Raw genomic sequence first — 23,277 nt, 5'->3', positions numbered from 1 at the left:
ATCGGGAAACCTCTCCTTTTTATTATCATTTAAATTTAAAGTGTCCGGGCAATGTGATCGGCTGTTCGAATGGCGAGCGCAATCGTCGTCAACGTTTGATTTTCGGCTCCAGTGTCAGGTAAGGCGCTGTTATCGGCCACATAGAGACCGGATATACCGTGGACCTGCCCGTATTGGTCAGCGACTGAATCAGCTGGGTCATCACCGATTCGGCATGAGCCCGCATCATGATGCAAATCGCCGAGAGGGGTTAGACAAATGGGCGGTCTGCCGCCCTCGGAATTGAGACTTATGCCTGCACTAGCGGCTATGCGTCTTATCCCGTCCGACATTTGGCGAACGACTGCCCAATCGGCTTCGCTTAAGGAAAAATTAACCTGTATTTCAGGGATCCCATAATCGTCTACTTTGTACGGATTCAGCGTAATCCGGTTCTCGTATCTGGATTCGACCTTGCCATAGCCATATAAGTTGACAGTTGTTGTGCCCGATAGCGGCCTTTCTACAGCAACAGGGTACCAATAGAAAGCTTCCGGTCCCGTCATCAGCACGGAGTACGGATTTTCCGGCGTTTGTGGAATCATAATGTTCAGCGGGCCCCATGGGATTGGGAAATCAGCAGTGCTTACGGTTCCTGTGGCCTGCACAAAGGTTTGATTCGTGAAATAGTGCCCCAGCGCCGGGTTCTGAATGCCCGAATATAGCAGCAGGCGCGGCGTTTCAAAGGTACTTGCGCAGCAAACAACCGTTTTGGCTTTTATCGTATAAGCGGTTTTATCCGGAGACATAACCTTGACGCCGGAGACCTTCCTATTATCGTGGATAATTTGCACGGCGCGCGAGTTGATTGCCAGATCGAATGGGCTTAGATTAAGTGCTCTGGCGAGCAGGGAAATGGAGCTGGTAAACATATCGGTATGAATCTGTCCGAAGGATTGAGGCACAATATCAGCTGCGAGCGGAAGGGGTGCTGCCTTGGAATAGCCGCGCATCCACAGCCGCTCCAGTAATATTTCCGTGAAAGAAGAGCCCTCTGCAAAGGAGCTGGTTACCCGCATGGCTTCCTCGGCAACGCCATAGTAGCTCTCCATCTCATGAATCGGGATAGGCCATTTCGCTAAATCCCATTCGTGCATCCGGGGGGTAAAGGTGTACCAGAATAGCGTTCTGCCTCCCAGCGCAAAAAGCTGCCTTGCTCCCGGATATTCCGGGAAAGCACCCGGCAACGGCCTGGATAAGTAAGTGAAATACGCGGTTAGGCGTTCTTGGTTCATCGTCGACAGGTTCCTGGCTTGCGTTGGAATGTACTGGTCACCCCGTTCAATGATGCCAATCCGTTTCCCCTGCTGTTTCAACTGCTCGCATAATCTCCAAAGGACAGCTCCGCCGCCGGCTCCGGTGCCGATAATGAGAACATCATATTCCTCTTGAGCCATCTCCTCCAAGGGTGTGAGGGGAATCCAGTTATTAAGCGGTTCTGTAGGAACGGCCGGACAAGTCGGAAGAGGACTTCCAGACATAGCGCCCGGAAGAGGACTTCCAGACATAGTGCCCGGATCGATTCTTAGGTCTGGTTCTACTATGGAAGGAAGATAGACCAGTTGGCCGGCGGTGACTTGATCGGGATGTGCAATATGCGGATTGAACATGAATAGATCCTCGATGGAAACGTGGTTTTTATTCGCGATCGTTCTGAGTGTGTCATGCTCGTCAGATACCCAAATTTTCAATGAAGTCACTCCTATCCAAATGGCAAGAAAGCAGAGCATATCAACATAGATGAGTCCTATTTATACTGTAATGCGGAGGCAGCCGTTTTTATGCCGGACAAAACCGTTCCTGTTTTATTGCATAAAAAAATAAGCTGTCCCAGGTTTATGGCCTTTGGGACAGCTTATTTACCGCCAGGGATGGCGCCAGCCGTTTACGCTTGTACACTACTTGGAACCTTGACGGCAGATGTCTGCAATCCCCGTTCCCGTCTCCTTGCGACGCCTGAAGCGTATGCGGCTTTGATGACCGCTTCTTTTACTTTCTCGGCGACATGCGGATTAAATACGCTTGGAATAATGTAATATTCATTCAGCTCATCCTCGGTAACGACCGATGCGATGGCATGGGCGGCCGCCAGCTTCATCTCCTCAGTGACGCGGGAGGCGCGGCAGTCCAGCACTCCCCGGAACAATCCCGGGAAGCAAAGCACGTTGTTAATCTGATTCGGATAATCCGAACGTCCGGTCGCCATCACCCGCACAAGCCCTTCGGCTTCTTCGGGCGAAATCTCCGGCGTCGGGTTAGCCATAGCAAAGACGATCGGATCCTTCGCCATCTTGCGAATATCGTCCGCTTTCAAGACGCCGGGCGCGGAAACGCCGATGAATATATCCGCTCCCGTAATCACGTCGGACAACGTTCCCTGCTCGCGTTCCGGGTTCGTATGCTGGGCATACCAATTCCATGCCGCATGCTCATATTCCCGGGTGCTCACAAGCGCACCGGCGCGATCGACGCCAATAATGTTGGTGACCCCTGCGGCTAGCAAAATTTTGGTGCAGGCGGTTCCGGCCGCGCCGACGCCGTTCAGCACGACTTTGCAATCCTGGAGCCTTTTTCCCGCGAGCTTCACCGCATTCAAGATGCCGGCCAGCAGCACAACGGCGGTACCATGTTGATCGTCGTGGAATACCGGAATGTCGAGCTCCTCGATCAGCCGTTGTTCGATTTCAAAGCAACGCGGGGAGGAGATGTCCTCCAAATTAATGCCGCCGAAGGCCGGCGCGATCCGTTTGATCGTAGCGATGATTTCTTCTGTATCCTGCGTATCGAGGCAAATCGGGAAGGCATCCACGCCTGCCAATTGCTTGAACAGCATCGCTTTTCCTTCCATGACCGGCATAGCCGCGAGAGGGCCGATATTGCCGAGCCCGAGCACCGCCGTACCGTCCGATACGACGGCAACAGTATTCCGTTTTATCGTCAATGTATGCGCGCGGCTTGGATCTTCATGGATGGCCATACTGACGTTCGCTACGCCAGGCGTATAGACGCGTGAAAGATCGTCTCTCGTCTTAATGGTCATCTTCGGCGTCACTTCAATTTTTCCGCCCAAATGCATGAGAAATGTCTGATCGGAAACCTGAAGCACGCGCACGCCGGGCAATTTATTTAATGCGCTTACAATTAACTCTTTGCGAAGCGTTTCGGAAATATTAACGGTCAAATCCCGAATCGTCGTCGTCTTGCTCGTCCCGCTCACATCGACTGCGACGATATCGCCGCCAGATGCGCCAATCGCAGTGGCGATTCGTCCGAACGTCGTGCTGTCCTTGTCCATTTCCAAGCGAAGTACGATGTTGGTGCTTGCAGATGCCGGCATTGCCATGTAGACCACACTCCCGTTCAATGGTATCTATAACTGATTCCCTTCATGTTATCGTTTACATGGGAGTGTGGGAAGTTTTTGGCCATATTGTTATTTTTGTTCATTTTGGTCACAGCTTTCGCACATACCGGTTAACGGGCCGGCCGACACTGCCGTAATTGATTTCCAGCTTGACGAGCCCCGTCTTCTCGAGATAGTCCAAATAGCGCCGGGCGGTTACGCGGGCAATTCCGACGGCAGCTGCCGCCTCTTCCGCCGATAATCCCCCATCGTGCAGCCGCATGGCATGCAGCACCTGATTCAGCGTGACGGCGTTCAAGCCTTTGGGCAAATCATCCTGCCCGTTCGCGGGGGCATCCTGCGTTTGAAGGGCTCCCGCCTTGACGGTATACCCCGATGCGCCCGCGGTATGCAGCAAGCGGTCCAGATCGTCCTGCGTGACCGGCGGGACTTCCGTCCACGCATCATGCTGCAAGCGGTAGCGCTCCAACGTTTGCTTAACCCGTTCCAGCTTAAACGGCTTTATAATATAGTCGAATGCGCCGTGCCTGAGCATAGTGCGTATCGTTTCCGCATCCTTGGCCGCTGTGACGGCGACGACATCGACCGGCAGCGCCATGGTCCGCAGCCGCTGCAGCGTTTCGATGCCGCCGAGCGAAGGCATGAACACATCGAGGAAAACCAGGTTCGGCGACAGTTCGCAGATAAGCTGCAGCCCGTCATTTCCGTTGTCTGCGACACCGACAACCTGGAAGCCTTGCACCTGCTCGATAAACTGTCTGTTCACCTCTTGAACCATCGGATCGTCTTCGATCAAAACAACTTTAAATACCGGTTTTATATTCGCTGTCATCTTGAATCCCCCCAGTCATCGGAAACGAAATCTCCATCGAAGTGCCGCGGTCAAGCTCCGATTCGCATCGCAGCTGGCCGCCTCCTTTTCTGACGATGCCTTGCAGCAAATAAAGTCCGATCCCGCGGTCTTTGCTCTCCTTGGTGGAGAAGCCGCGCTCCAGCATCCGCGCTTTTGTATCGCCGGTCATTCCGCAACCGTTATCCTCCACGAGGATAGAGAGCAGTTCTTCATTTTGCTCCAGGCTTACATAAATTTCTTTACGATCCCGCTCGGCTTTGGCTAAAGCGTCAAAAGCATTCTCGATCAAGTTGCCGAGCAGCAGAACGAAATCGTGGCGATCCAGCAGGGGAGGGAACCGTTTCAGCTCGCTGTGCGGATCGATCTGGACATGTATGCCGAGCTCCTTGCCGCGGCTGATTTTGCCAAGCAGCAGACCGGCCAGGCTGTCATCTGCAATATTTTCCTGCATAAACCGCGTTATCCCTTCCTGCTGCTCGGCTATATCGTACACATATTGAAGCGCTTGATCTTTTTTGTCCAGCTGAAGCAGTCCGGCAATGGTGTGCAGCTTGTTGCTGTGCTCATGATTTTGCACCCGGAGCGCATCGACGAATTTGTGCACCCCGGTAAGCTCCTCCGCCATCTTCGCCACTTCTGTCCGGTCCTGAAAAATCGCAATGGCGCCAACAATCGTTCCCTGCTCGCGAATCTGAATTCGGTTGCTCCATATGAGCGTGTTGCCGATCCGCAGCTCTTGATTGAGCACGGGCCGCTCAAGCTCCATCACCTCAGGCAGCCGGGTATCGGGCAGCACTTCACGAATGGAACGGCCGACGGCATCCTGCTCTACACCGAAAATTTGTTTGGCCCGCTCGTTAAAAATCGTTATCGTCTCACTGCGGTCGATAGCGATTACCCCTTCGTGCATGGCCTGAAAAGCGGCGCTCCGCTCCCGGTACATGCGGGCGATCTCCTGCGGCTCCAAATTGTACATTTGCTTCTTAATATGGCGGGCCAGCAGAGCGGAACCGAACATGCCGAACAGCAGGGAGAGCAGGGAAGTAAGCGCAATCGCCTGCCGCTCTTGCGCGACGAGCTCTTTAAGCCCGGGCAGCAATCCGCCGGCGACGACGACGCCAATCTGCATATGCTGCTCGCTTATGACAGGCACGTAAGCGCGCAGACCGACGCCGGCTTCTCCAGTTACTTTGGACACATACGTGTGCTCCGCAAACGCCGCATCCGCGTCGGTCGCGGTAAAGGTTCCGCCGATCCTCTCTGAGAGCGGGTGTGAAAGCCTCTTCCGATTCATATCCAGTACAACGACATATGCAACGTTGTTAATAATTCGAATGTTATCCGCAACCGGGGCAATCTGCCGCGAACCGCCTTGCTGTTCTATGTTTTGTCTAATATCGGGCAAATTGGCGACGGTTCGAGCCGTAATCATCAGACGCTGCCGCAGCTCGTCCTCCTTGATTCTGGTTACGCTGCCTATTACGACGACACCGCCGATCAGAAGGGAGAAGAGCACCAGTCCAAACGATAAAATAATGATTTTCCAATAAATGCGCAATTGGTTCAAGAACAGCTTCTCTCCTTCCGGTCGTTAGTTTACGATTTGACTCTATTGTGAAATAATGATCGTAAAATAGCAACTGGGAGGTATACGGTGAAAACGTGGATAGGCATTGGCTTGTTTATTGTGCTCGGAATGTTTGCGGCTTTCGTGATCGGGTTCCGGCCGCATTTTGCAGACTCGCTGCCGATAGATGACGAGCAGACGGGACTGAAGGATCGTATCGTGATCAAATTCAGCCATGTCGTTGCCGAAAACACGCCCAAGGGCCTCGCCGCCGCGCATTTTGCAAGGCTCGTGAAGGAGCTGAGCGATGACCGCGTGGAAATCCAGGTGTTTCCGAACGGGATGCTTTATTCCGGAGATACGGAATTTGCGGCGCTGCAGAGCGGAGCCATTCAAATGATCGCGCCTTCTTTCTCGAATATGAGCGTGGTTGATCCGGCGTGGCTGGCGATGGATTTGCCGTTTGCTTTCGCGGATCAGCAGGCCGTGGATGCTGCGCTGCAGGGCGAGCTTGGGCGGCGGTTGCTCGGAACGCTTAACGCTCACAAGGTGCAGGGAGCAGCCTTTTGGGCGAACGGTTTCAAACAGATGACGAGCAGCGTGCGGCCGCTTCAGGTGCCGGAAGATTTTCGCAACCAGACGTTCCGCATCCAGCCGAGCCAGATGCTAGTCAGCCAATTTCAAGCGTTTGGCGCATCGACCGTCAAAATTCCATTCAACGAGACATACGGTATGTTGAAGGACCGGGCAGCGGACGGGCAGGAGAATACGATATCGAATATTGCAACCAAGCGTTTGTATCAGGTTCAGAAATATATGACGATCAGCAATCACGGTTATTTGGGTTATGTGGTCCTGTTCAATAAGAAGTTCTGGGCGGACCTTCCTCCGGATGTACAAAGGCTTTTGGAGCAAGCGCTGGAGGAGACGACGTCATGGCTTCATCAAGAGACGGCTTCGATGCATGCGAAGCAGCTTCGCGAGCTGGAGGAAATCGACGGTTTTACGGTTCATAAGCTCACGGAAAAGGAAAGACAGCAGTGGATCCGCAAGCTGGAGCCGCTTTACGATCAGTATGAGCAGATCATCGGCACGGAGCTTATGAGCGAAATCGGAAGACCAAAATAACCAAAACGAACAATATGACCGCATGCTTGTTTGGAAGCGATTTCTCTCCTATGATGAGGGCACACGCAAGATAAAGCGTTTTCATAAAAACGAAAGCGAGGCTGCCCTCATGCGATTTAAGTTAAATTTGAGAAACCTTACTGTACAAGTCGTGCTTGCCATTATTCTCGGTATATCGTTCGGACATTTCTTCCCGGCATACGGGGAACAAATGAAAGTGCTTGGTGACGCTTTCATCAAGCTGATCAAAATGGTTATTGCCCCGATTGTGTTTTTTACGGTTGTGAACGGCATTGCCAATATGGGCGACATGAAAAAGGTCGGCCGGATCGGCGGCAAAGCACTGTTGTACTTTGAGATCGTATCAACGGCTGCGCTCGCAATCGGCCTGGTTGTTGTCAATCTGGTCAAACCGGGAGCGGGAATTGATGCCAGCGCTGCGAGCGGCGATATTTCCAAGTATACGGAAGCTGCGGCGGAATCCAGCCATGGCATTACAGACTTCCTGCTTGGCATTATCCCGGATAATGTTGTTGGCGCGATGGCGAAGGGCGACCTGCTGCCGATTTTGATCTTTGCGATTTTGTTCGGGTTATCTTTAACGGCAATGGGCGAGAAGGCTAAGCCTGTAACTGCTTTGTTCGATAAGCTGTCGCATGCTTTCTTCGGTATCGTGAATATGATCATGAAGGTGTCTCCGGTCGCCGCTTTCGGCGCGATGTCCTACACGATCGGCAAATTCGGAGTCGGTTCGCTGCTGTCGCTAGGCAAGCTGATGGGATCGGTATATATTACAATGGCTCTCTTTATCATCGTGGTGCTTGGCGCGATTGCCCGTACTTACGGATTCAGCATATTTAAGTTTATCCGGTACATCAAAGAAGAAATTTTGCTTGTGCTTGGCACTTCTTCTTCGGAATCGGCCCTGCCGAGGTTAATGGATAAGCTGGAGAAATACGGCTGTTCCAAGTCTGTTGTAGGTCTTGTCGTTCCTACAGGCTATTCGTTTAATCTGGACGGCACTTCGATTTACTTGTCGATGGCTGCATTGTTCGTGGCGCAAGCCTCCGGCGTAGATATGACGCTTTGGCAGCAGTTGACACTGCTCGGCGTACTCATGCTTACCTCCAAGGGAGCAGCGGGCGTAACGGGCTCCGGCTTTATTACGCTGGCGGCAACGCTGGCGGCGTTCCCGAGCATCCCGGTTGCAGGAATGGCTCTGCTGCTCGGGGTCGACCGCTTTATGTCGGAAGCCCGTGCGATTACGAACTTGATCGGGAACGGCGTAGCCACTGTCGTCGTAGCCAAAATGGAAAAAGAGTTCCATCCGGATAAGAAGCAGGAAGCGGATGAAACAGCTGATTACAGTGCGCTTCCATCAACGGGGACAGCCGGCAGCCTTGTTAAGACGACTCCGAATATCGGTTAACGAAGCAATGAAATGGAATAGATCTGAAGAAGACACTGGCCGAATCGGACCCGTGTCTTTTTTTGTTTGTCCGGTCGCGGCGGATGAAGAGTACGCAGCATTAATTGTTCTTTATTAAGAACTAAAATGATGATATATTAGACCTATAAGTTTGGTTCCATAGGTTCATGGGTCCTTTTTCTATATTTTGTTCGTTAAGAAGAATATTGTGCATGAAGGGGAGCGCGAGATATACCATCGTAAAAGCCGGGTGCCGTTATTTTATGATCGCGGGGGGTTAAGGGAAATGAAAAATAAGAGTGTATATAACCAAGATACGATTCCCTATTTACTTCAAAAAAGAGCAGCCGAATCCCCTCATGATGTCGCGTATAGCTTTCCGGTTGCCTCACAGCATTATACATGGTTGAAGATTTGGGAAGAAGCCCGCCTTCTGGCCAAAGGCTTCTTGCAGCTGGGCATAAGGAAGGGCGACGCCATCGCGCTGCTTATGCCGGGCAGGATGGAAATGATTATTTCGATGTATGCCGCCGCTTGTGTCGGCGCTATCATCGTTCCGCTTAATACATATTCCAAGAAGCAGGAGCTTCTACATTATTTGAAGGACTCCCGCCCTGCAGCCATGATCATGGGGACGGAGGGTCAGCACAATCATTATCCTGCCATGATGCAAGAAATGATAATGGAGTGCAGGAAAGCGGGAATGGATATCGACTGGCTCCCTGAGCATATTTTTGTGCTGGAAGAAGCCGGCCGGACTGCCGGGCCCTTTAAGCCTTTCTCCGCATTGAGAGCGCTCGGGACAGGCGCGGAGGAGAACATATTTTTACATGCATGCACAGCTATTGCCCCCAAGGACCCGCTCATCCTGCTTTATACCTCGGGCACGCTCGGACTTCCGAAGGGTGTTTTGCGTTCCACGGCTTCCTTCTTACTATCTGCAAATCATGCGGAAGAGCCGGGGAGAGGCACGTCTTTGCTCATGAGACTAAGCGATAGGATCACCCGTTATTTTTCGGTTATGAGTCTGCTGCCCCTATATCATTTAGGAGGGTTTGCGATTCTGTTTACTGGCTTGAAGGCCTGTAATATCCGCATTATCATGCTCAGCCACTTTAACCCTTTGAAAGCTTTATCTGCCGTTGAGAAGGAAAAGTGCAGAGTGCTCATAGGGACTCCGTTTATGATCCAGCAAATGCTTTCGTCCCCGAAGAGGGACGAGTTTAATTTGCGGTCGCTGCTCGGCGTAGCTTTTACATCAGCGGCGGTGAACAATACGATTTTGCAAAAAATTATGAAAAACTTGAATCTCTACTTTTTTATGGTGAGCTACGGCTCCTCGGAAGCCGGCTCAGTCGCGAATGGAACCTGTTTTATTAACCGCAAAAATAACGTTATATTACGGCTCGTTTATGAGCTGCTGAAGCACACGAATCTTTTAAGCGGGTTAATTCAATATAAGGAATTTGAAAAAGCTGCCTACAGTATTGGCGGAAAGGTCGATAAGGTTGTAGAGGTGAAAATATTGAATCCGGAAACAGGGGAGACGATGCCTCCTCATGAGCATGGTGAAATTGCGATTCGAAGCCACCGGGTCATGCGCTATACGAACGAGTCCCACGATAGGGCCAGCATCACCGAAGACGGATGGTACAAATCCGGAGATTTAGGATTTCTGGATGATCAGGGAAGCTTAACGATTACCGGAAGGCTGAACAGGCTCATTTCCCGCGGCGGCGAAAAAATTTCTCCGGTAGAAATTGAGAATGCGCTGCTGCGGCATAGGGATGTGGAGGAGGCGCTCGTGCTTGGCGTGCCGGATGAGCTATACGGGGAGCAGATATGTGCCTGCATCGTCACCAGGCAGGGAGCGGGCCTAACTTCCGATCAGCTGAAAAATGATTTGGCAAAGTATTTATCAGCCTTTAAGCTGCCGCATTATTTTGTGTTTCTACCGGCATTCCCGCTCTCGCCGACCGGAAAGATCTCGATTGCCGAAATGAAAGCATTGGTGCTGAACGGGACAGGAGAGCTGCGGAAACATGCGTAAATACTATCCGGGAATTACGCTTTTTAAGCTGGCGGGCTCGCTGCTTGTCCTTATCGCTCACATTATGCTGTTCCGTTACATGATGCTTTTGCCGGGACAAACGATCGTCCAGTTTGCTGCTCTTGCGGCGAGGGTAGTCGTGCCGTGCTTCTACGTAATCGCAGGCTTTCTGGCGTACAAGGGCTGGAGCCATGCGGCAAGCTCACGCTTGTATATGCAGAAGTATCTAACGCGTCTGTTTATCATCTATTGCTTTTTTTGCTGTATATTCGCGGCGGAAAGTATCGTGCCGAAGCTGATTAACGGCGGCCTGACGGCGGGTAATCTTTTTGTTCAAGCCAAGGTGTTGTTTATAGCCGTGTTCCTGAACGGACCGTTTATTCAATTTTGGTTTATTCCGCCGCTCTTCTTCGGCCTTTTAACCGCCTACTGGCTCTTTCAAAAGCAGCGCGTTCGTCTTGCCGTCATTTTGGCGCTTGCGGGATTTACAGGCATTCAATTCGTATCCGGCAGCCTGAAGACGGTACTTGGCGTGACGGCACAAAGCTTTCCTTCCATTGACCCCGATTATCTCGACTATTTGTATTTATTTGCGACGAGATATGTCGGCTTCGGTTTTACGTTCGTTACCGCCGGCGTTCTGCTCGCCAAGCATGAGGATAAACTCATGCAAATCAGAGTAAAGCCCATTGTTATCTCGGCGATTATTGTTACGGTTACCGAGACGCTGCTGCTGCTTCGATTTAGTGAATGGACGACGGATTACAAGCTGGCCTTCAGCATGCTTCCGAACACGCTCCTCCTTTTTTATGGCATTTTGCGTATTCAAAGTCCAGCCGTACAGACGTATCACAACATGATTAATCTGTTCAGCATCGTCACGTTTTTCGGCCATATATTGTTTATGCGCATAAACCTTCTGCTGCTCGGTTGGAGCACGGCAAGTATGAGCGAAGCACAGGACTTTACGTTCTTGCTCCTGACTCTCTTTGAATGTGCTGTCTTTACGGCATTGTTCAGCTTAGGCTCTAAATCCGTGGCAGCGAGGCAAACGGGAAATTTGCCGTCGTAGTGCTAGTCCTCATCATTGCCGGGTTGGAGGAAGGAAGCGCCAAATACCGCGATTAATAGAATCGTGCAAACAGCTGCCAAGAGGGCGGCTGTTTTTTTGAAAGCAAAGGCTTTACCGCTGCCCGGAGTAGGCTGCTTTGCATTGTTCATCAGCTGCCGTTTCATCTCATTGCCAGCGTGTATTTCCTTCATTCCGTCTATGTATCTATTCATTTGCAATTCCTCTCACTCCTTAACGGGAGCAAAATGGTTCAACGGCTTCCAAAAAAATCCTGACCGCGATAGGCCAGGATTCCGTGTGCAGCGTAATATTCGAAGAAGCTGTCAAAGCTTGCATCCGCAGCAGCTTTAGGGATTACCAGTTCTTTATGAGTGGGCTTATCTGAGCTCTTCCTCAGCTTCCTCATTGTCCTCTTCAGGGGATTCTACCAGCCGGAAATCATCGGTTTTCTCGCCGTCTTCCCAGATTTCGACGAACAGAGCATCACAATGGTCAAAGTCGGCTGCTTTCAGCGACAGCGCTTTTTCCTCGTCAGCGCCTACATACACGTTTTCCATTCCGTCCTCGTTGAACGATTGAATGACATAAATTTTCATCATGTTAAGCCTCCAGCATTTTAATATTGTAGCAGTATACCACAAAATGCGTTAGGAAAAGCAGTATCTGTGCTGTTATTTCTTTAAGTTTAAGTATGTTAGAATGATTCTAATATTAGAAACTAATTTTATAAGTTGTGCTGATATAGGGGAGGGGAAAAAATGCAGCTTATTAATCAAGAGAAGGTGCAGCAACGAATCGACAGCTTCAAGAATCAGGATCTTTATATTCATCTAGAAATGACAACGGGTGCCTACGCTGCCCATCTCGACAGCTCGAAGCATCCCGCGGCTAACTTCATTACGAATGCTGTCATCCGTTATTCTCATGGATCGATTGCAGGCAGCGGGCCTTATCGGGTCGGCTTGAAAATGATACAGGGCTGGATTTATTCGGAAGGGCTTACGCACTGGGAGGAAAGTGAGATGGAAAGGCTGCTGCTGGCAGGACATGACAGCCAAGGCAAGCTGATAGTGTCGCTTCAACTAAGCCGGGTGCCCTTCTGATGAGAGAGGAGACGATAGATGGTATGGAACAAAACATTTTAGTGATACTGCCGCATCCCGATGATGAGGCCTTCACCGTATCGGGAACGCTGGCTAAGCATATACAAGACGGAGCCCATGTCACTTACGCTTGCTTGACGCTGGGGGAAATGGGACGAAATATGGGGATTCCGCCTTTTGCTAATCGGGTTACACTTCCGGCTATACGAAAAATCGAGCTCGAGGAATCCTGCCGCGCCATTGGCATACAGGATCTGCGAATGCTCGGCTTCCACGACAAAATGATTGAATTCGAGGATCAAGAGCAGCTGGACGGTCAGATCGATGCGCTCATTAAAGAGCTGAGCCCGTCGATCGTCTATACGTTTTATCCGGGTTACAGCGTTCATCCCGACCATGATGCATGCGGGACGGCCGTAATCCGCACGATCAGCAGGCTGCCTAAAGAGGGAAGGCCGGTTGTTTATTGCTCAGCTTTTGCCAAAAATCATCAACAGGCAATAGGCAAGCCTCAGCTTGTCAACGACGTTAAGGATTTTTTACAGCAAAAAATGGCATCTATCCAAGCTCATCGCTCTCAGTTCCAGGCGGCTGAACTGGTAGGCAGCAAAAAGCTGGAGGATGAGGAAATTAAGGAGCGGTTTGGTACAGAGCGCTTCTGGATTTATCCCTTTAATTGATTAAAAGTTTTGCAGATTAACAGCTCGAAGGAAAGAAATAGCGGCTGTCGAATGAGATTCGACAGCCGCTATTTCGATGTAAGAATGTAGTACCGTTTATGATTGCTGCGAGATCGATAAGCCAAGGCCTTCGGCGACCCGCTGCCCGTAATCGGGATCCGCTTTGTAGAAATGGCCGATTTGTCGAAGCTTGATTTCGTCTTTCTCCACCGGCTTCATCGCGCCAACAATCGTTTCGATTAGGCGGGCGCGCTCCTCTTCGCTTATCAGGCGATAGAGATCGCCTGCCTGCGTATAGTGGTCATGATGGTCAAAGCCCACACTGTCTGCATTGCCCGATACCTCGAACGGAGCCGGCTTGTTCTCAGGCGATTCCTTCGGCCCGCCAAAGCTGTTGGGCTCGTAGTAAAGCGACGCTCCCCCATTGCCGTCCGCACGCATTTGACCGTCGCGCTGGTGATTGTTTACCGGAGCGACAGGGCGATTGATCGGCAGCTGATTGTGGTTGGCGCCTACCCGGTAGCGATGAGCATCGGAGTAAGCAAACAGGCGGCCCTGCAGCATTTTGTCAGGCGAAGCTTCTATACCGGGCACGAATGACCCTGGCGAGAACGTCGCTTGCTCAACCTCGGCGAAATAGTTGTCCGGATTGCGGTCGAGCACCATACGGCCGACTTCAATTAACGGATAATCCTTCTGAGACCATACCTTCGTCACGTCGAACGGATCGAAGCGATATGTATTCGCATCCTCCACCGGCATGATTTGTACATAAAGCTTCCACGCCGGGAAATCACCGCTTGCGATTGCATTGAACAAATCCTCGGTATGGTAGTCCGGATTTTCTCCGGCAATTTTGGCAGCAACCTCATTGGTTATGTTTTTGACGCCTTGCTCGGTTTTGAAATGGTATTTTACCCAAACGGCTTGGCCTTCATCGTTCACCCATTTGAAGGTATGGCTGCCGAAGCCATGCATATGTCTAAATGTAGCGGGAATACCGCGGTCAGACATAAGGATCGTAACCTGATGCAGAGATTCCGGCGACAAAGACCAGAAATCCCATACGGCATTCGGATTTTTCAAGTGGGTTTGCGGATGGCGCTTCTGTGTATGAATGAAGTCAGGGAATTTAATCGCATCGCGAATAAAGAAAACGGGAGTGTTGTTGCCCACCAAGTCGTAGTTGCCTTCCTCGGTGTAGAACTTAACGGCAAAGCCGCGTGGATCGCGGACCGTATCGGCAGAGCCAAGCTCGCCGGCAACGGTGGAGAAACGGATGAACATCGGCGTGCGCTTTCCTACCTCGGATAAGAAACTCGCTTTGGTGTAAGGCGTAACATCATGCGTAACCTGGAAGTATCCGTGCGCGCCCGCGCCTTTGGCATGAACGACGCGTTCTGGAACACGTTCTCTATTGAAGTGTGCTAGCTTTTCCAGTAGGTGAACATCTTGAATTAATGTGGGACCACGAGAGCCGGCTGTCATCGAGTTTTGGTTATCTCCAACGGGAGCACCCCAACTAGTCGTAAGGTTGTTCTTCTCTGTACTCATAATAGATTCACCTCGTTTGATTTTGTATGATTGCGCCTCACGTAATATGTTACCGCTTTCTATGGGAAAATCAATATCAATTTAAAATCATTACAAATGAAATTTTTCGTCAAAATGTGATAGCGGCAGTCATAATTCCGCATAGCGTCCGAGCGCCCGTGTCGCGGATTCCAGCATGCGGCGCTACAGATGCCCGCCATCCTTAATACGTACCCGCTTTCCGAGGAAACGGGTTTTTGAAAGCACATATTCGCTATCGCTGCTGGAGAAGTACAGCCGAATCGTATACTCATTAGACTCCGCAGCATAGCTCACTTCTTTCTCAAAGCATGAGAAAGCATACAAAATCCGAGACAGCTCTGCATTGTATTCGCGCACGACGAGAATATCGGCGCTTACGCTTCGTTTCTCCAGCAAAGCCTGAACCTTGGCCCGCAGCTGCTCGTAGTATTCCGATTTGCACGCTAGCTCCCGCATCTCTACGATCTTGTGCAGCTTCGTACTCATCAGCATCCGATTTCTGACATGATACCAGAGCAGGTACCATTCCCGCTTGACCATCGAATATTCCATTTTGTAGGGGAAGCATTCCTGTTCGCTGTAAGTCCGGTCGCCTTTGATGCCGTAGCTTAACCGCAGAATGCTTTTATTCGCAATAGCTTCTCTTAATGGACGAAGGTTGGGATGATAGACATGCCTCTCCTTGCTGGCTGCCTTGTGCAGCAGGTCGCCCGTATCGAGTACATGGTCTTGCCCCAGAATATGCCGCAGCCTCCAAAGTGTTGAAGGTGCAAAGGCCTCCGAAGCGGAAGGATGCTCAAGCATCGTCTTCAACCAGCCGCGCTCATGGGCAGTTACCATAAACGTCCCTGAATCTTCCAATCTGGATACAATTTGATAGTTAAATATTTTCTCAAACAGATTCATAGTACGCTTTAATCTCCTTCCACTCCGCGATCATTTCCTGCCGCAGCTTCAAAGGCTCCAGCACCTCGCAGCTTGAGCCAAAGCTTCGGATCCACGGCTTAATCTCGATCGTGCGTTTACTTCGATTTCATAGATAAAAGACTCAGCCGTTTCTTCCAAAATCATTCCCCATTGCCCCTGAAGCAGCACACGTTCCTTGACGAAGCTCGCTATGCCGGGTCCAGGGTTAAAGAAACGGACGCGAACCGTCACGGTCTTGCCTGTATCGATAAGCCAGCTATGCCGGATACGCTGCTCCAGCTCTGTTTTTTTGGCCAAGTAAAGCTCTTCGGAAACGCCAGCCTCCTCGGAAATTTGGGTTACGCCTTCCATGCGGTATTTCTTCATTCCGTATCTGGAATGGTGACCTAGCAAATACCAACGGCCATACTGATGATCATAGACGACCTTAAGCGGCAGCGTCGTCTCCTGCATGCCCTCTGTATTACGTTCGAATAACGGATTCGTGTTTTTGGAGGAGTAGCTCGTTTCCTTTTTCGGCGAAAAATAGAGGAAGCTGACCAAGCGCCGGCTGCGAATTGCGCTAAGCAGCGTAAAGAGATGAGCCTCGTCCAAAATACGGGAGTAATAGTGGTATTTATATAAGAAGGGCTCGACTTGGCTATAATCGGCCTGCTTTCGGACAATATGCTTCTTCAAGCCGTCGCGAAGCAAATAGCCCTGTACCGAAGGAATCTGCGTATTCGCCATAATGTCTACAAAATCATATAAATCAAGCAGCTCATCATTCGATAGCTCCCGTATTAAGTCATTGTATATCCGGAAGCGGAACGGGCGCGTTCCCGGCTCCTTCTTAATGACGCCCACCTGTTCTAAATATTTCAGATCACCCCGGATCGTCTTCTCGTCAGGAAGCGGGAGGCCTTCAGGCATGCTGCCGCAGCATAGATCAAGAAGTTCCATAGCGGATAAGGGCTTCTCTTGCATGGCGGCAAGCTGCAGGGAAAGACGCTGGCTTTCCGATTCCTTAAGCGACTTGGCCCGAAATAGAAACAGCAGCATCGGGTCGGATGATTCGAGATAGCTGTAGCGGATCGTCTCGGCAAATTCTTTTCCCTGATCCCCGGGCAATTGCTGGCAGACGGCGTTCACGATTTCTTTCAGACGCTTAATGGTTTTATCGAAAGTATGGATGGAAATCCCTAGTCTCTCTGCGTACTGCTGACGATTGTATGCACCGCTCGTTAGGACGAGCATGCGCAAAAACTGGATCTCTTTATCGAAGCTCTCTCTTGCCATATAGGAGTTCCCCCGATCATAAACGGTTTTCTCCATCTATCTTAACAGGAAGAAGACGAATTTGAACAAAAAGGAAAATTTTCCTTTGTCGTAATACTTTCGCCATGTTCGGGAGGCTTCGAATAAGAGAAGATAGAGCTCATAAGACGGCTGATCGCCTGAAAGAAAGAGCAAGAAGCACGGGAGGTTTTACAATGCTGATGCAGCACAAGAGACATGGCGGCAATCACCATGAAATGGAGCTTCCGCATGGCAAGCTTCACTTATTCGCCAACGAAAAGGTATTCCAAACCTTCGAGGCTAAAGTATTTGAAATGGCAAACAACAACCTGCAAATTCCTCGGAACCAATATATGAGCTACACCCCTGATGCGCATATCGGCGTCGGAACTTGCATCGGCACAACAGCCGTATGGAACATGAAGGATGGCTGCGTATCGCCGTCTATCGTCGGCTCGGATATCGGCTGCGGCATGCGCGTACACACGACTTCGCTGCATAAGCGCGACATGTTATCGAAAGAGATTCGTCGGTCGTTGATCGCGGCTATCGAGAAATACGTGCCGACTAACGAACGTACGAATACGAACTATGACGATATTGACGTGCTGAGCGTGGTGGAGCACGGCCTGAAGGGGCTGCCGGGGAAATATGTTCCGGATGAGCAGTGGTTGACGCATGTGGAGCAATCGCATTTCATTTATGACCATACCTATCTGAAGCAGCTTCCTCCAAAAATTATGAAATATGCCCGCGGACAATTAGGTACACTCGGAAGCGGGAATCACTTCATTGAAATTCAGTACTTGGAGATTAATGAGGAGTACGCGGAATTAGCGGTAAAATGGGGTTTGTTTGATGGGCAGGTGGTGGTGATGATCCACTCCGGCTCGCGGGCTTGGGGCGGCATGGTTGGCCGGGAGCATAACAAGGCGATCAAGGAAGCGATGCATCAGTGGGGCGTAAGCAATCCTGACCCGAATCTGATTTATGCTCCGATTGCTAGTCATGAAGGACAATGCTACTTGAATCTGATGTATTCCGCGCTCAACTTTGCCGTAAGCAACCGGCATATGATTGCGTTCGGCGTCCGAGAAGCCTTTCGGGAGATATTCGGAACTGGCATGGAAATGCCTGTCCTCTATGATCTGATGCATAACTACGCGCTGAAGGAGTTTCACCGCAATCAGCCGATGCTTGTTCATCGCAAAGGAGCAACGCGTGCGCTTCCGCCGGGTCACTTCCTAAATACGCCAGTGTATAAGGAGACGGGGCATCCAGCACTCATTCCCGGCTCAATGGGAACCTCCTCCTACATTATGGTAGGGAAGGAAGAAGGTCTAAAAAACTTCTATTCCATCTGCCATGGCGCGGGACGCGCAAGATCCCGCAAAGCGACGAAGCAGCTGGTGACAGTCGATCAGTTCGAACAATCGCTGAAGCTCGGCACGGATGACGAGATACTCGTCAACCACCGCTCCTTGCATACGATTCTCGATGAATGTCCGCAGGCTTACAAGGATGTTGACCAGATCATCGACAGCGTCGTCGGCGCATCGTTAGCTGCCGTGGTGGCCAAATGCAAGCCGATGGCCGCCATCAAAGGCATCTAATGATTTATTTCGCTATTAAAGATAACTTCAATAATAGATGAGGCTATTGAACGAATGGCTTACCCGGGCTGGGATTTCCTTAAATCCCGCAGTGCATGCGCACGCTGTGCGCTTGTATGATGTATTGTCCATACCGGCATTAGTCTCGCATAAGAAAGGGTTCGAATCCCTTGATTATCGCCTAATCCGCGATAACTCTCTGGCAGAGTATGTACGACTCCCTTCCACGGAGATCAAAACCTGAGTAAACGGCCTTGAACAGGAATTCTCAGAACGCGCCTGTTGGCGTTCACTGCAGCGAAGCCTATGCAATCGGCGGATACCGGCTGGAGACGGTTGCCTCTTGTGGCTGCGTAGGAAATAGCGCGAATACGAATGGAAGCCGCATTCATATTCCTCTATCGATTACTAAGCTATAAAGCAGCTTAGGCTCCCTTCTTAAGCCTGATTCCGGCGCAGCCGCAGGAGAGCTCCTGTTACGAAGGTCACCAAAACCGTAAAGAGGTGTTGCATGATGTTCAAAAAAGTAATGATCAAAAGCGATGAGCGCGGACTGCTTTTCAAAAAAGGCAGCTATATCAAGCATTTGCAGCCGGGCGTTTACCGCCATAGCCCGTTTTCCGACGATACCGTCATTTTGCAAAATGTAGCGAAGCGCTTCGCCGTTCCGAATAAAGAACTACATTTGTTTATTAAAGATACGCGGCTCGTAGAGGAGCTGACGATAGCAGACGTACAGGATTACGAGTATGTGCTGCATTTTGAAGACGGAAAGTTTGCTTCGCTGCTGACGGCGGGGCTGTATGCCTTCTGGAATGTGATGAAAAAACATTCGTTCATTCGCGTTGATATACGGCATCCCGAGATTTCGGCGGAGATTGACCGATCTCTGCTGTCGAAGCTGCAGGGCTATATTCAGATGTTCGAGGTTGCCAGTTACGAATCCGGTCTGCTTTTCTACAATAATGTGCTGCAGCGCGAGCTTCGTCCGGGGAGGTACTTTTTCTGGAAGGGTCCAACAAGCGTACAGGTGAGAACGGTCGATTTGCGCCAGCTGCAGCTGGACATGACCGGCCAAGAGATTATGACGGAAGACAAGGTCACGCTGCGGCTTAACTTTGTGTGCCAATATAAGATTACCGACCCGCTCAAAGCGGTCCAAATCAAGTCGTTTGAGGATCAGGTGTATATTTTGCTGCAGCTTATTTTGCGGGAATACGTCGGTACGCTGAAGCTGGATGATCTGCTGCGCATGAAGCAAGAAATCGCAAATTTCGTCCTCACGCGCTTGAACGAGCAGAAGGAGCATTACGGCGTGCATTTTGTATCGGCAGGCCTCAAGGATATTATTTTGCCGGGCGATATCAAGGATATTATGAATACGGTGCTGCTTGCGGAGAAGAAGGCGCAGGCCAATCTCATAACCCGCCGCGAGGAAACGGCTTCCACCAGAAGCTTGCTTAACACCGCGAAGCTCATGGATGAGAATGGAACGCTGTACCGCTTGAAGGAGCTCGAATTTCTCGAAAAAATTTGCGAGAAGATCGGCACGATCTCGCTTACCGGCGGCGGCAATTTGCTGGAGCAGCTCAATTCACTGCTAAGCGTGAAAAGTTTGGATAAATGATAATAGAAATTGCGCAGTCCTTGCAGATCATCTCATGATCTTCGGGGCTTTTTTGTTAACTGGAATCAATCATTATTAGGTCAATTTTACATTTAATGAGGAAAATATTAATATTTTTTGTTTGATTCCACCTTCGATTTTTGTTATCTTTGAACCTGCATGTCTTGTTTGGGCACATGTATCATTCATAGATGAGCATGAAATTAATTTGCGATTTAGGAGATCACCATGACTACACAGAGCGATAAAGCAATGGATAAATTTTGGCCGCAGCTTTCCTATCCGATATCGTATGCGGATGCGCTAGGCACATTATCAAAGCAGCAACTGACCAGCATTCGTACGAATTTGCAAATAAGCAACCTAAGCTCGCTTAATAAGCAGGGGCTTGTTGAGAAGCTGTCAGAGAAGATTCCGGAGAGCCTGTGGAATACGACTCGCTGCTGGGATCAAAATCGAATAAAGCTTATTCAGAAAATAGTGAAAAACGATGGTATGTGGGATAAACCATTGCTTGAAACTCAGCAATATGAGTATTTCCGCTTGCGCGGGATTTTGTTTCCCGGAACGATAAATGGCAAGCATGTCGTCATCATGCCGTCCGAGCTGCTGGAGTTCTTTAAAGAAGAGGAACCGTTGCAGGAGCTTCCGATCGTTAATCGGAATACGGAATGGATTCGGCTGACGCAAGGCTTGCTTTATTATTATGGAACGCTGACGGTAGAGCAGCTGAAATCGTTTGTTATTTCGGAGGCGGACCATCAGCTAGCGTCTTATGATCTGATGAACATTTTGGTTGACGCATCGGATTATTACGAGAAGTTCTTCATTGATGAGAGTGATAACATATCAAATTGCTTTGCAGTAGACCCGCAAGCGATATTGAAAGAGCGGGAGCTCAGACATGATCTCGATTTTTGCCCGTTTACGAAGCAGCAGCTCCTGAAAGCAGGGGAGTCTGAATACGTCGAGCGGAACAGCCATTATATGAATTTGGTTCGCTATGTCCTTCATCATTATGAGATTGATCGCGAAGATGCTGATTTAATGACCCAGGAATGTGTCGACGCCACCAAAAACGGAGATTCTCTGGCTGCCGTTCTCGAATTGACGAAGGACTATATTGATATTCCGAATGTGGTGACGATGTCAGCCATAACGAATCTGCTGGTTCCTTTGATGAACAGCACGAAGCAGTGGGCCATCAAAGGCTACTCGCCAGAAGAGCTGTCGGCCAAAAGGGCGAGCGTCAGCGTACTGCTTAATAACGTGCCAAATCAAGCCGCTCAAGCAGAGGTTATCGATATCCAGTCTAAGAAGAAAATCGGACGCAATGATCCGTGCCCTTGCGGCAGCGGGAAAAAGTTTAAGAAATGCTGCGGTTAGCGGTCGTACGCTAAAGACTTAACCGAGCTGGGAGGCGTGCAGCATGAGACAAAGCCAGCAAGGAATTTATTTAAGAAGCGTCAGGCTCCTTCGGGAAGCGGTACCCTCCTTCGATGCTTATCCGTTTCATTTAAGCGCGATTCAAAGCTTGGATCAGCTGGATTTCCATCCGAAAGTAACCTACATCGTAGGCGAAAACGGGATGGGAAAGTCCACGCTGATGGAAGCAATCGCGGTGGGGCTCGGCTTTAATCCGGAGGGCGGGACGATTAATTTTAATTTTTCCACAGCAGCCACTCATTCAGAGCTTCATCAATATTTGAGGCTTGCACGCAGCGTCAACAAACCGAGGGATGGATTCTTTTTTCGTGCGGAGAGCTACTATAATCTGGCTACCAATATCGATCAGTTGGATCGCGAGGACGGTCCCGGCGGCCGCATTATTGATTCTTACGGCGGGAAGTCGCTTCATCAGCAATCGCATGGCGAATCTTTTTTTTCCACATTCCTTCATCGTTTTAACGGAAATGGGCTTTATATGATGGATGAGCCGGAGGCGGCTCTGTCTCCTTTTCGCCAAATGGCGATGCTTTCCCGTATTCATCAGCTGGTCCTGCAGCACTCGCAATTCATCATCGCTACGCATTCACCGATATTGATGGCGTATCCGGACGCCGTCATTTATAATTTGACCCCTGACGGTATCGAGCGTATCTCATTAGAGGAAACCGACCACTACATGCTGATGAAGCAGTTTATTAATAACAGGGAAAGAATGCTTCAGGAGCTTTTTCTGGAAGAGGAATAAATTCAAAGGAGCTGTTAGGGATGTCATTAGAAATTGAACGCAAGTTTTTGCTGCCGCAATTTTCGGGCACATTAATAGAAGAGGCGAAGCTGAAGGTGCTATCCGAGAAAAGAATTGAACAAACCTATTTGGCTATGGATGAAAATCAGGAGCTGCGCGTTCGGCGCATCGTTGATCTGGCGAGCGGCGAGGTTTCATTTACGCATACCTTCAAGCTGGGGAACGGCCTTTCCAGGGAGGAAATCGAATATTCGATATCCGAAGGCATCTATGAGCAGGTTACAACAGCTTTTGGTTTCGTGCCGTTGACGAAAAACCGCATAACGGCGGAATGGGATGGCCGCATAATCGAGATTGATACGTATGATCAAATCGAGCTCTCGGTGCTTGAGGTGGAATTTGACTCGGAAGAAGCAGCCCATGCATTCGAAGCGCCGGAATGGTTTGGCAAGGATATCAGCTCTGAACGGCAGTACAGCAACAAAAAAGTGTGGCGGGAGCTGCAAGGAAATCGTCGCAATTAAAGAGGGATTAAATGTTTAAATACTTTTATTTAGAAAAGTTTTTAAAAACGCTTGACCTTCTGGGCGCATACATGGTATATTCTAATTCCGGCCGAGAGAAACACGCGGACGACAAGCAAAACAAGCGAACCAAACGAAAGAAAAGATTGCTCTTTGAAAACTGAACAACGAGTAATAACTGCCTCGCAAATCCTTCGGGATAAGCGAAAAAGCGATAACAAGTAATGAGCAAGTCAAACACCAATTTGGAGAGT

At 50.0% G+C, this 23,277-nt stretch carries 20 protein-coding genes and 1 pseudogene; 12 read left to right on the top strand and 9 right to left on the bottom strand.

Translation table 11 applies throughout. The features are described 5' to 3' along the window. Positions 1-35: 35 nt before the first annotated feature. From AC0YNZ_RS30285 to AC0YNZ_RS30270, 4 genes are all read right to left on the bottom strand, one after another. Positions 36-1,730: a GMC oxidoreductase gene (locus tag AC0YNZ_RS30285; RefSeq protein ID WP_475830092.1), complete on the bottom strand. Its 1,695-nt coding sequence runs from the start codon at positions 1,728-1,730 to the stop codon at positions 36-38. Between the two features lie 194 nt (positions 1,731-1,924). Continuing rightward, positions 1,925-3,382 carry an NAD-dependent malic enzyme gene (locus tag AC0YNZ_RS30280; protein ID WP_475830091.1) on the bottom strand — a complete coding sequence of 486 codons (1,458 nt, stop codon included), beginning with the start codon at positions 3,380-3,382 and terminating at the stop codon, positions 1,925-1,927. A gap of 109 nt (positions 3,383-3,491) precedes the next feature. Then, positions 3,492-4,235, bottom strand: coding sequence for a response regulator (locus tag AC0YNZ_RS30275; RefSeq protein WP_475830090.1), 744 nt, complete (start codon positions 4,233-4,235; stop codon positions 3,492-3,494). Further along, positions 4,207-5,823, bottom strand: a complete 1,617-nt coding sequence (locus AC0YNZ_RS30270; RefSeq protein ID WP_475830089.1) for an ATP-binding protein — start codon at positions 5,821-5,823, stop codon at positions 4,207-4,209. Before AC0YNZ_RS30270 ends, AC0YNZ_RS30275 begins: the two co-directional genes overlap by 29 nt. 87 nt (positions 5,824-5,910) lie before the next feature. On the opposite strand from AC0YNZ_RS30270, the gene AC0YNZ_RS30265 reads away from it, so the two are divergent. The 4 genes from AC0YNZ_RS30265 (at position 5,911) to AC0YNZ_RS30250 (ending at position 11,502) form a co-directional block, all read left to right on the top strand. After that, entirely contained in the window at positions 5,911-6,951 is a 1,041-nt protein-coding gene (locus tag AC0YNZ_RS30265; RefSeq protein ID WP_475830088.1) for a DctP family TRAP transporter solute-binding subunit, read from the top strand. Positions 6,952-7,060: 109 nt separating this feature from the next. Next, positions 7,061-8,380, top strand: coding sequence for a dicarboxylate/amino acid:cation symporter (locus AC0YNZ_RS30260; RefSeq protein ID WP_475830087.1), 1,320 nt, complete (start codon positions 7,061-7,063; stop codon positions 8,378-8,380). A 286-nt stretch (positions 8,381-8,666) separates the two neighbouring features. Further along, positions 8,667-10,430, top strand: a complete 1,764-nt coding sequence (locus tag AC0YNZ_RS30255; RefSeq protein ID WP_475830086.1) for a class I adenylate-forming enzyme family protein — start codon at positions 8,667-8,669, stop codon at positions 10,428-10,430. Then, positions 10,423-11,502 (top strand): acyltransferase family protein, encoded by a 1,080-nt coding sequence (locus AC0YNZ_RS30250; RefSeq protein ID WP_475830085.1) that lies wholly within the window; start codon positions 10,423-10,425, stop codon positions 11,500-11,502. Before AC0YNZ_RS30255 ends, AC0YNZ_RS30250 begins: the two co-directional genes overlap by 8 nt. A gap of 2 nt (positions 11,503-11,504) precedes the next feature. Here the strand turns inward: AC0YNZ_RS30250 and AC0YNZ_RS30245 are convergent, their stop codons facing one another. Then, entirely contained in the window at positions 11,505-11,714 is a 210-nt protein-coding gene (locus AC0YNZ_RS30245) for a hypothetical protein (RefSeq protein ID WP_475830084.1), read from the bottom strand. A 165-nt stretch (positions 11,715-11,879) separates the two neighbouring features. After that, a complete protein-coding gene (locus tag AC0YNZ_RS30240; RefSeq protein ID WP_475830083.1) occupies positions 11,880-12,101 on the bottom strand; it encodes a hypothetical protein in 222 nt (73 codons plus the stop codon). 159 nt (positions 12,102-12,260) lie between these two features. Between AC0YNZ_RS30240 and AC0YNZ_RS30235 the strand changes: the two genes are divergently transcribed. Both AC0YNZ_RS30235 and bshB2 read left to right on the top strand, forming a co-directional pair. After that, positions 12,261-12,605, top strand: a complete 345-nt coding sequence (locus AC0YNZ_RS30235; RefSeq protein ID WP_475830082.1) for a YojF family protein — start codon at positions 12,261-12,263, stop codon at positions 12,603-12,605. A 23-nt stretch (positions 12,606-12,628) separates the two neighbouring features. Beyond that, entirely contained in the window at positions 12,629-13,285 is a 657-nt protein-coding gene (gene bshB2, locus AC0YNZ_RS30230) for a bacillithiol biosynthesis deacetylase BshB2 (RefSeq protein ID WP_475830081.1), read from the top strand. A gap of 96 nt (positions 13,286-13,381) precedes the next feature. On the opposite strand, the gene katA is transcribed toward bshB2, so the two are convergent. From katA to AC0YNZ_RS30215, 3 genes and pseudogenes are all read right to left on the bottom strand, one after another. Next, entirely contained in the window at positions 13,382-14,839 is a 1,458-nt protein-coding gene (gene katA / locus AC0YNZ_RS30225; protein WP_475830080.1) for a catalase KatA, read from the bottom strand. A gap of 183 nt (positions 14,840-15,022) precedes the next feature. Then, positions 15,023-15,766 carry a WYL domain-containing protein gene (locus tag AC0YNZ_RS30220; protein WP_475830079.1) on the bottom strand — a complete coding sequence of 248 codons (744 nt, stop codon included), beginning with the start codon at positions 15,764-15,766 and terminating at the stop codon, positions 15,023-15,025. Then, positions 15,753-17,065, bottom strand: a pseudogene (locus AC0YNZ_RS30215) (WYL domain-containing protein). Before AC0YNZ_RS30215 ends, AC0YNZ_RS30220 begins: the two are co-directional and overlap by 14 nt. Before the next feature lie 194 nt (positions 17,066-17,259). Here AC0YNZ_RS30215 and AC0YNZ_RS30210 point away from each other — a divergent pair. The 6 genes from AC0YNZ_RS30210 (at position 17,260) to AC0YNZ_RS30185 (ending at position 23,023) form a co-directional block, all read left to right on the top strand. Continuing rightward, positions 17,260-18,678, top strand: a complete 1,419-nt coding sequence (locus AC0YNZ_RS30210) for an RtcB family protein (RefSeq protein WP_475830078.1) — start codon at positions 17,260-17,262, stop codon at positions 18,676-18,678. 254 nt (positions 18,679-18,932) lie between these two features. Beyond that, entirely contained in the window at positions 18,933-19,097 is a 165-nt protein-coding gene (locus AC0YNZ_RS30205; RefSeq protein WP_475830077.1) for a hypothetical protein, read from the top strand. 95 nt (positions 19,098-19,192) lie between these two features. Beyond that, positions 19,193-20,305 carry a slipin family protein gene (locus tag AC0YNZ_RS30200; RefSeq protein ID WP_475830100.1) on the top strand — a complete coding sequence of 371 codons (1,113 nt, stop codon included), beginning with the start codon at positions 19,193-19,195 and terminating at the stop codon, positions 20,303-20,305. Positions 20,306-20,533: 228 nt separating this feature from the next. Further along, positions 20,534-21,691 carry an SEC-C metal-binding domain-containing protein gene (locus tag AC0YNZ_RS30195; protein ID WP_475830076.1) on the top strand — a complete coding sequence of 386 codons (1,158 nt, stop codon included), beginning with the start codon at positions 20,534-20,536 and terminating at the stop codon, positions 21,689-21,691. Between the two features lie 43 nt (positions 21,692-21,734). Continuing rightward, positions 21,735-22,499, top strand: coding sequence for an AAA family ATPase (locus AC0YNZ_RS30190; protein WP_475830075.1), 765 nt, complete (start codon positions 21,735-21,737; stop codon positions 22,497-22,499). Positions 22,500-22,519: 20 nt separating this feature from the next. Continuing rightward, positions 22,520-23,023 carry a CYTH domain-containing protein gene (locus tag AC0YNZ_RS30185; RefSeq protein ID WP_475830074.1) on the top strand — a complete coding sequence of 168 codons (504 nt, stop codon included), beginning with the start codon at positions 22,520-22,522 and terminating at the stop codon, positions 23,021-23,023. The last annotated feature ends 254 nt before the right edge of the window (positions 23,024-23,277 follow it).

The organism is Paenibacillus sp. J2L1-98 (assembly GCF_056269405.1).
This window is presented reverse-complemented; position numbering and strand designations above follow the sequence as displayed.

Bases quoted from the DNA above. Each gene is read 5' to 3' on its own strand.
- AC0YNZ_RS30200 (WP_475830100.1), top strand. From the start codon at position 19,193: ATGTTCAAAAAAGTAATGATCAAAAGCGATGAGCGCGGACTGCTTTTC.
- AC0YNZ_RS30275 (WP_475830090.1), bottom strand. From the start codon at position 4,235: ATGACAGCGAATATAAAACCGGTATTTAAAGTTGTTTTGATCGAAGAC.
- AC0YNZ_RS30280 (WP_475830091.1), bottom strand. From the start codon at position 3,382: ATGGCAATGCCGGCATCTGCAAGCACCAACATCGTACTTCGCTTGGAA.
- AC0YNZ_RS30240 (WP_475830083.1), bottom strand. From the start codon at position 12,101: ATGATGAAAATTTATGTCATTCAATCGTTCAACGAGGACGGAATGGAA.
- AC0YNZ_RS30195 (WP_475830076.1), top strand. From the start codon at position 20,534: ATGACTACACAGAGCGATAAAGCAATGGATAAATTTTGGCCGCAGCTT.
- AC0YNZ_RS30185 (WP_475830074.1), top strand. From the start codon at position 22,520: ATGTCATTAGAAATTGAACGCAAGTTTTTGCTGCCGCAATTTTCGGGC.
- AC0YNZ_RS30190 (WP_475830075.1), top strand. From the start codon at position 21,735: ATGAGACAAAGCCAGCAAGGAATTTATTTAAGAAGCGTCAGGCTCCTT.
- AC0YNZ_RS30235 (WP_475830082.1), top strand. From the start codon at position 12,261: ATGCAGCTTATTAATCAAGAGAAGGTGCAGCAACGAATCGACAGCTTC.
- AC0YNZ_RS30260 (WP_475830087.1), top strand. From the start codon at position 7,061: ATGCGATTTAAGTTAAATTTGAGAAACCTTACTGTACAAGTCGTGCTT.
- AC0YNZ_RS30220 (WP_475830079.1), bottom strand. From the start codon at position 15,766: ATGAATCTGTTTGAGAAAATATTTAACTATCAAATTGTATCCAGATTG.
- AC0YNZ_RS30210 (WP_475830078.1), top strand. From the start codon at position 17,260: ATGCTGATGCAGCACAAGAGACATGGCGGCAATCACCATGAAATGGAG.
- katA (WP_475830080.1), bottom strand. From the start codon at position 14,839: ATGAGTACAGAGAAGAACAACCTTACGACTAGTTGGGGTGCTCCCGTT.
- AC0YNZ_RS30255 (WP_475830086.1), top strand. From the start codon at position 8,667: ATGAAAAATAAGAGTGTATATAACCAAGATACGATTCCCTATTTACTT.
- bshB2 (WP_475830081.1), top strand. From the start codon at position 12,629: ATGGAACAAAACATTTTAGTGATACTGCCGCATCCCGATGATGAGGCC.
- AC0YNZ_RS30250 (WP_475830085.1), top strand. From the start codon at position 10,423: ATGCGTAAATACTATCCGGGAATTACGCTTTTTAAGCTGGCGGGCTCG.
- AC0YNZ_RS30245 (WP_475830084.1), bottom strand. From the start codon at position 11,714: ATGAATAGATACATAGACGGAATGAAGGAAATACACGCTGGCAATGAG.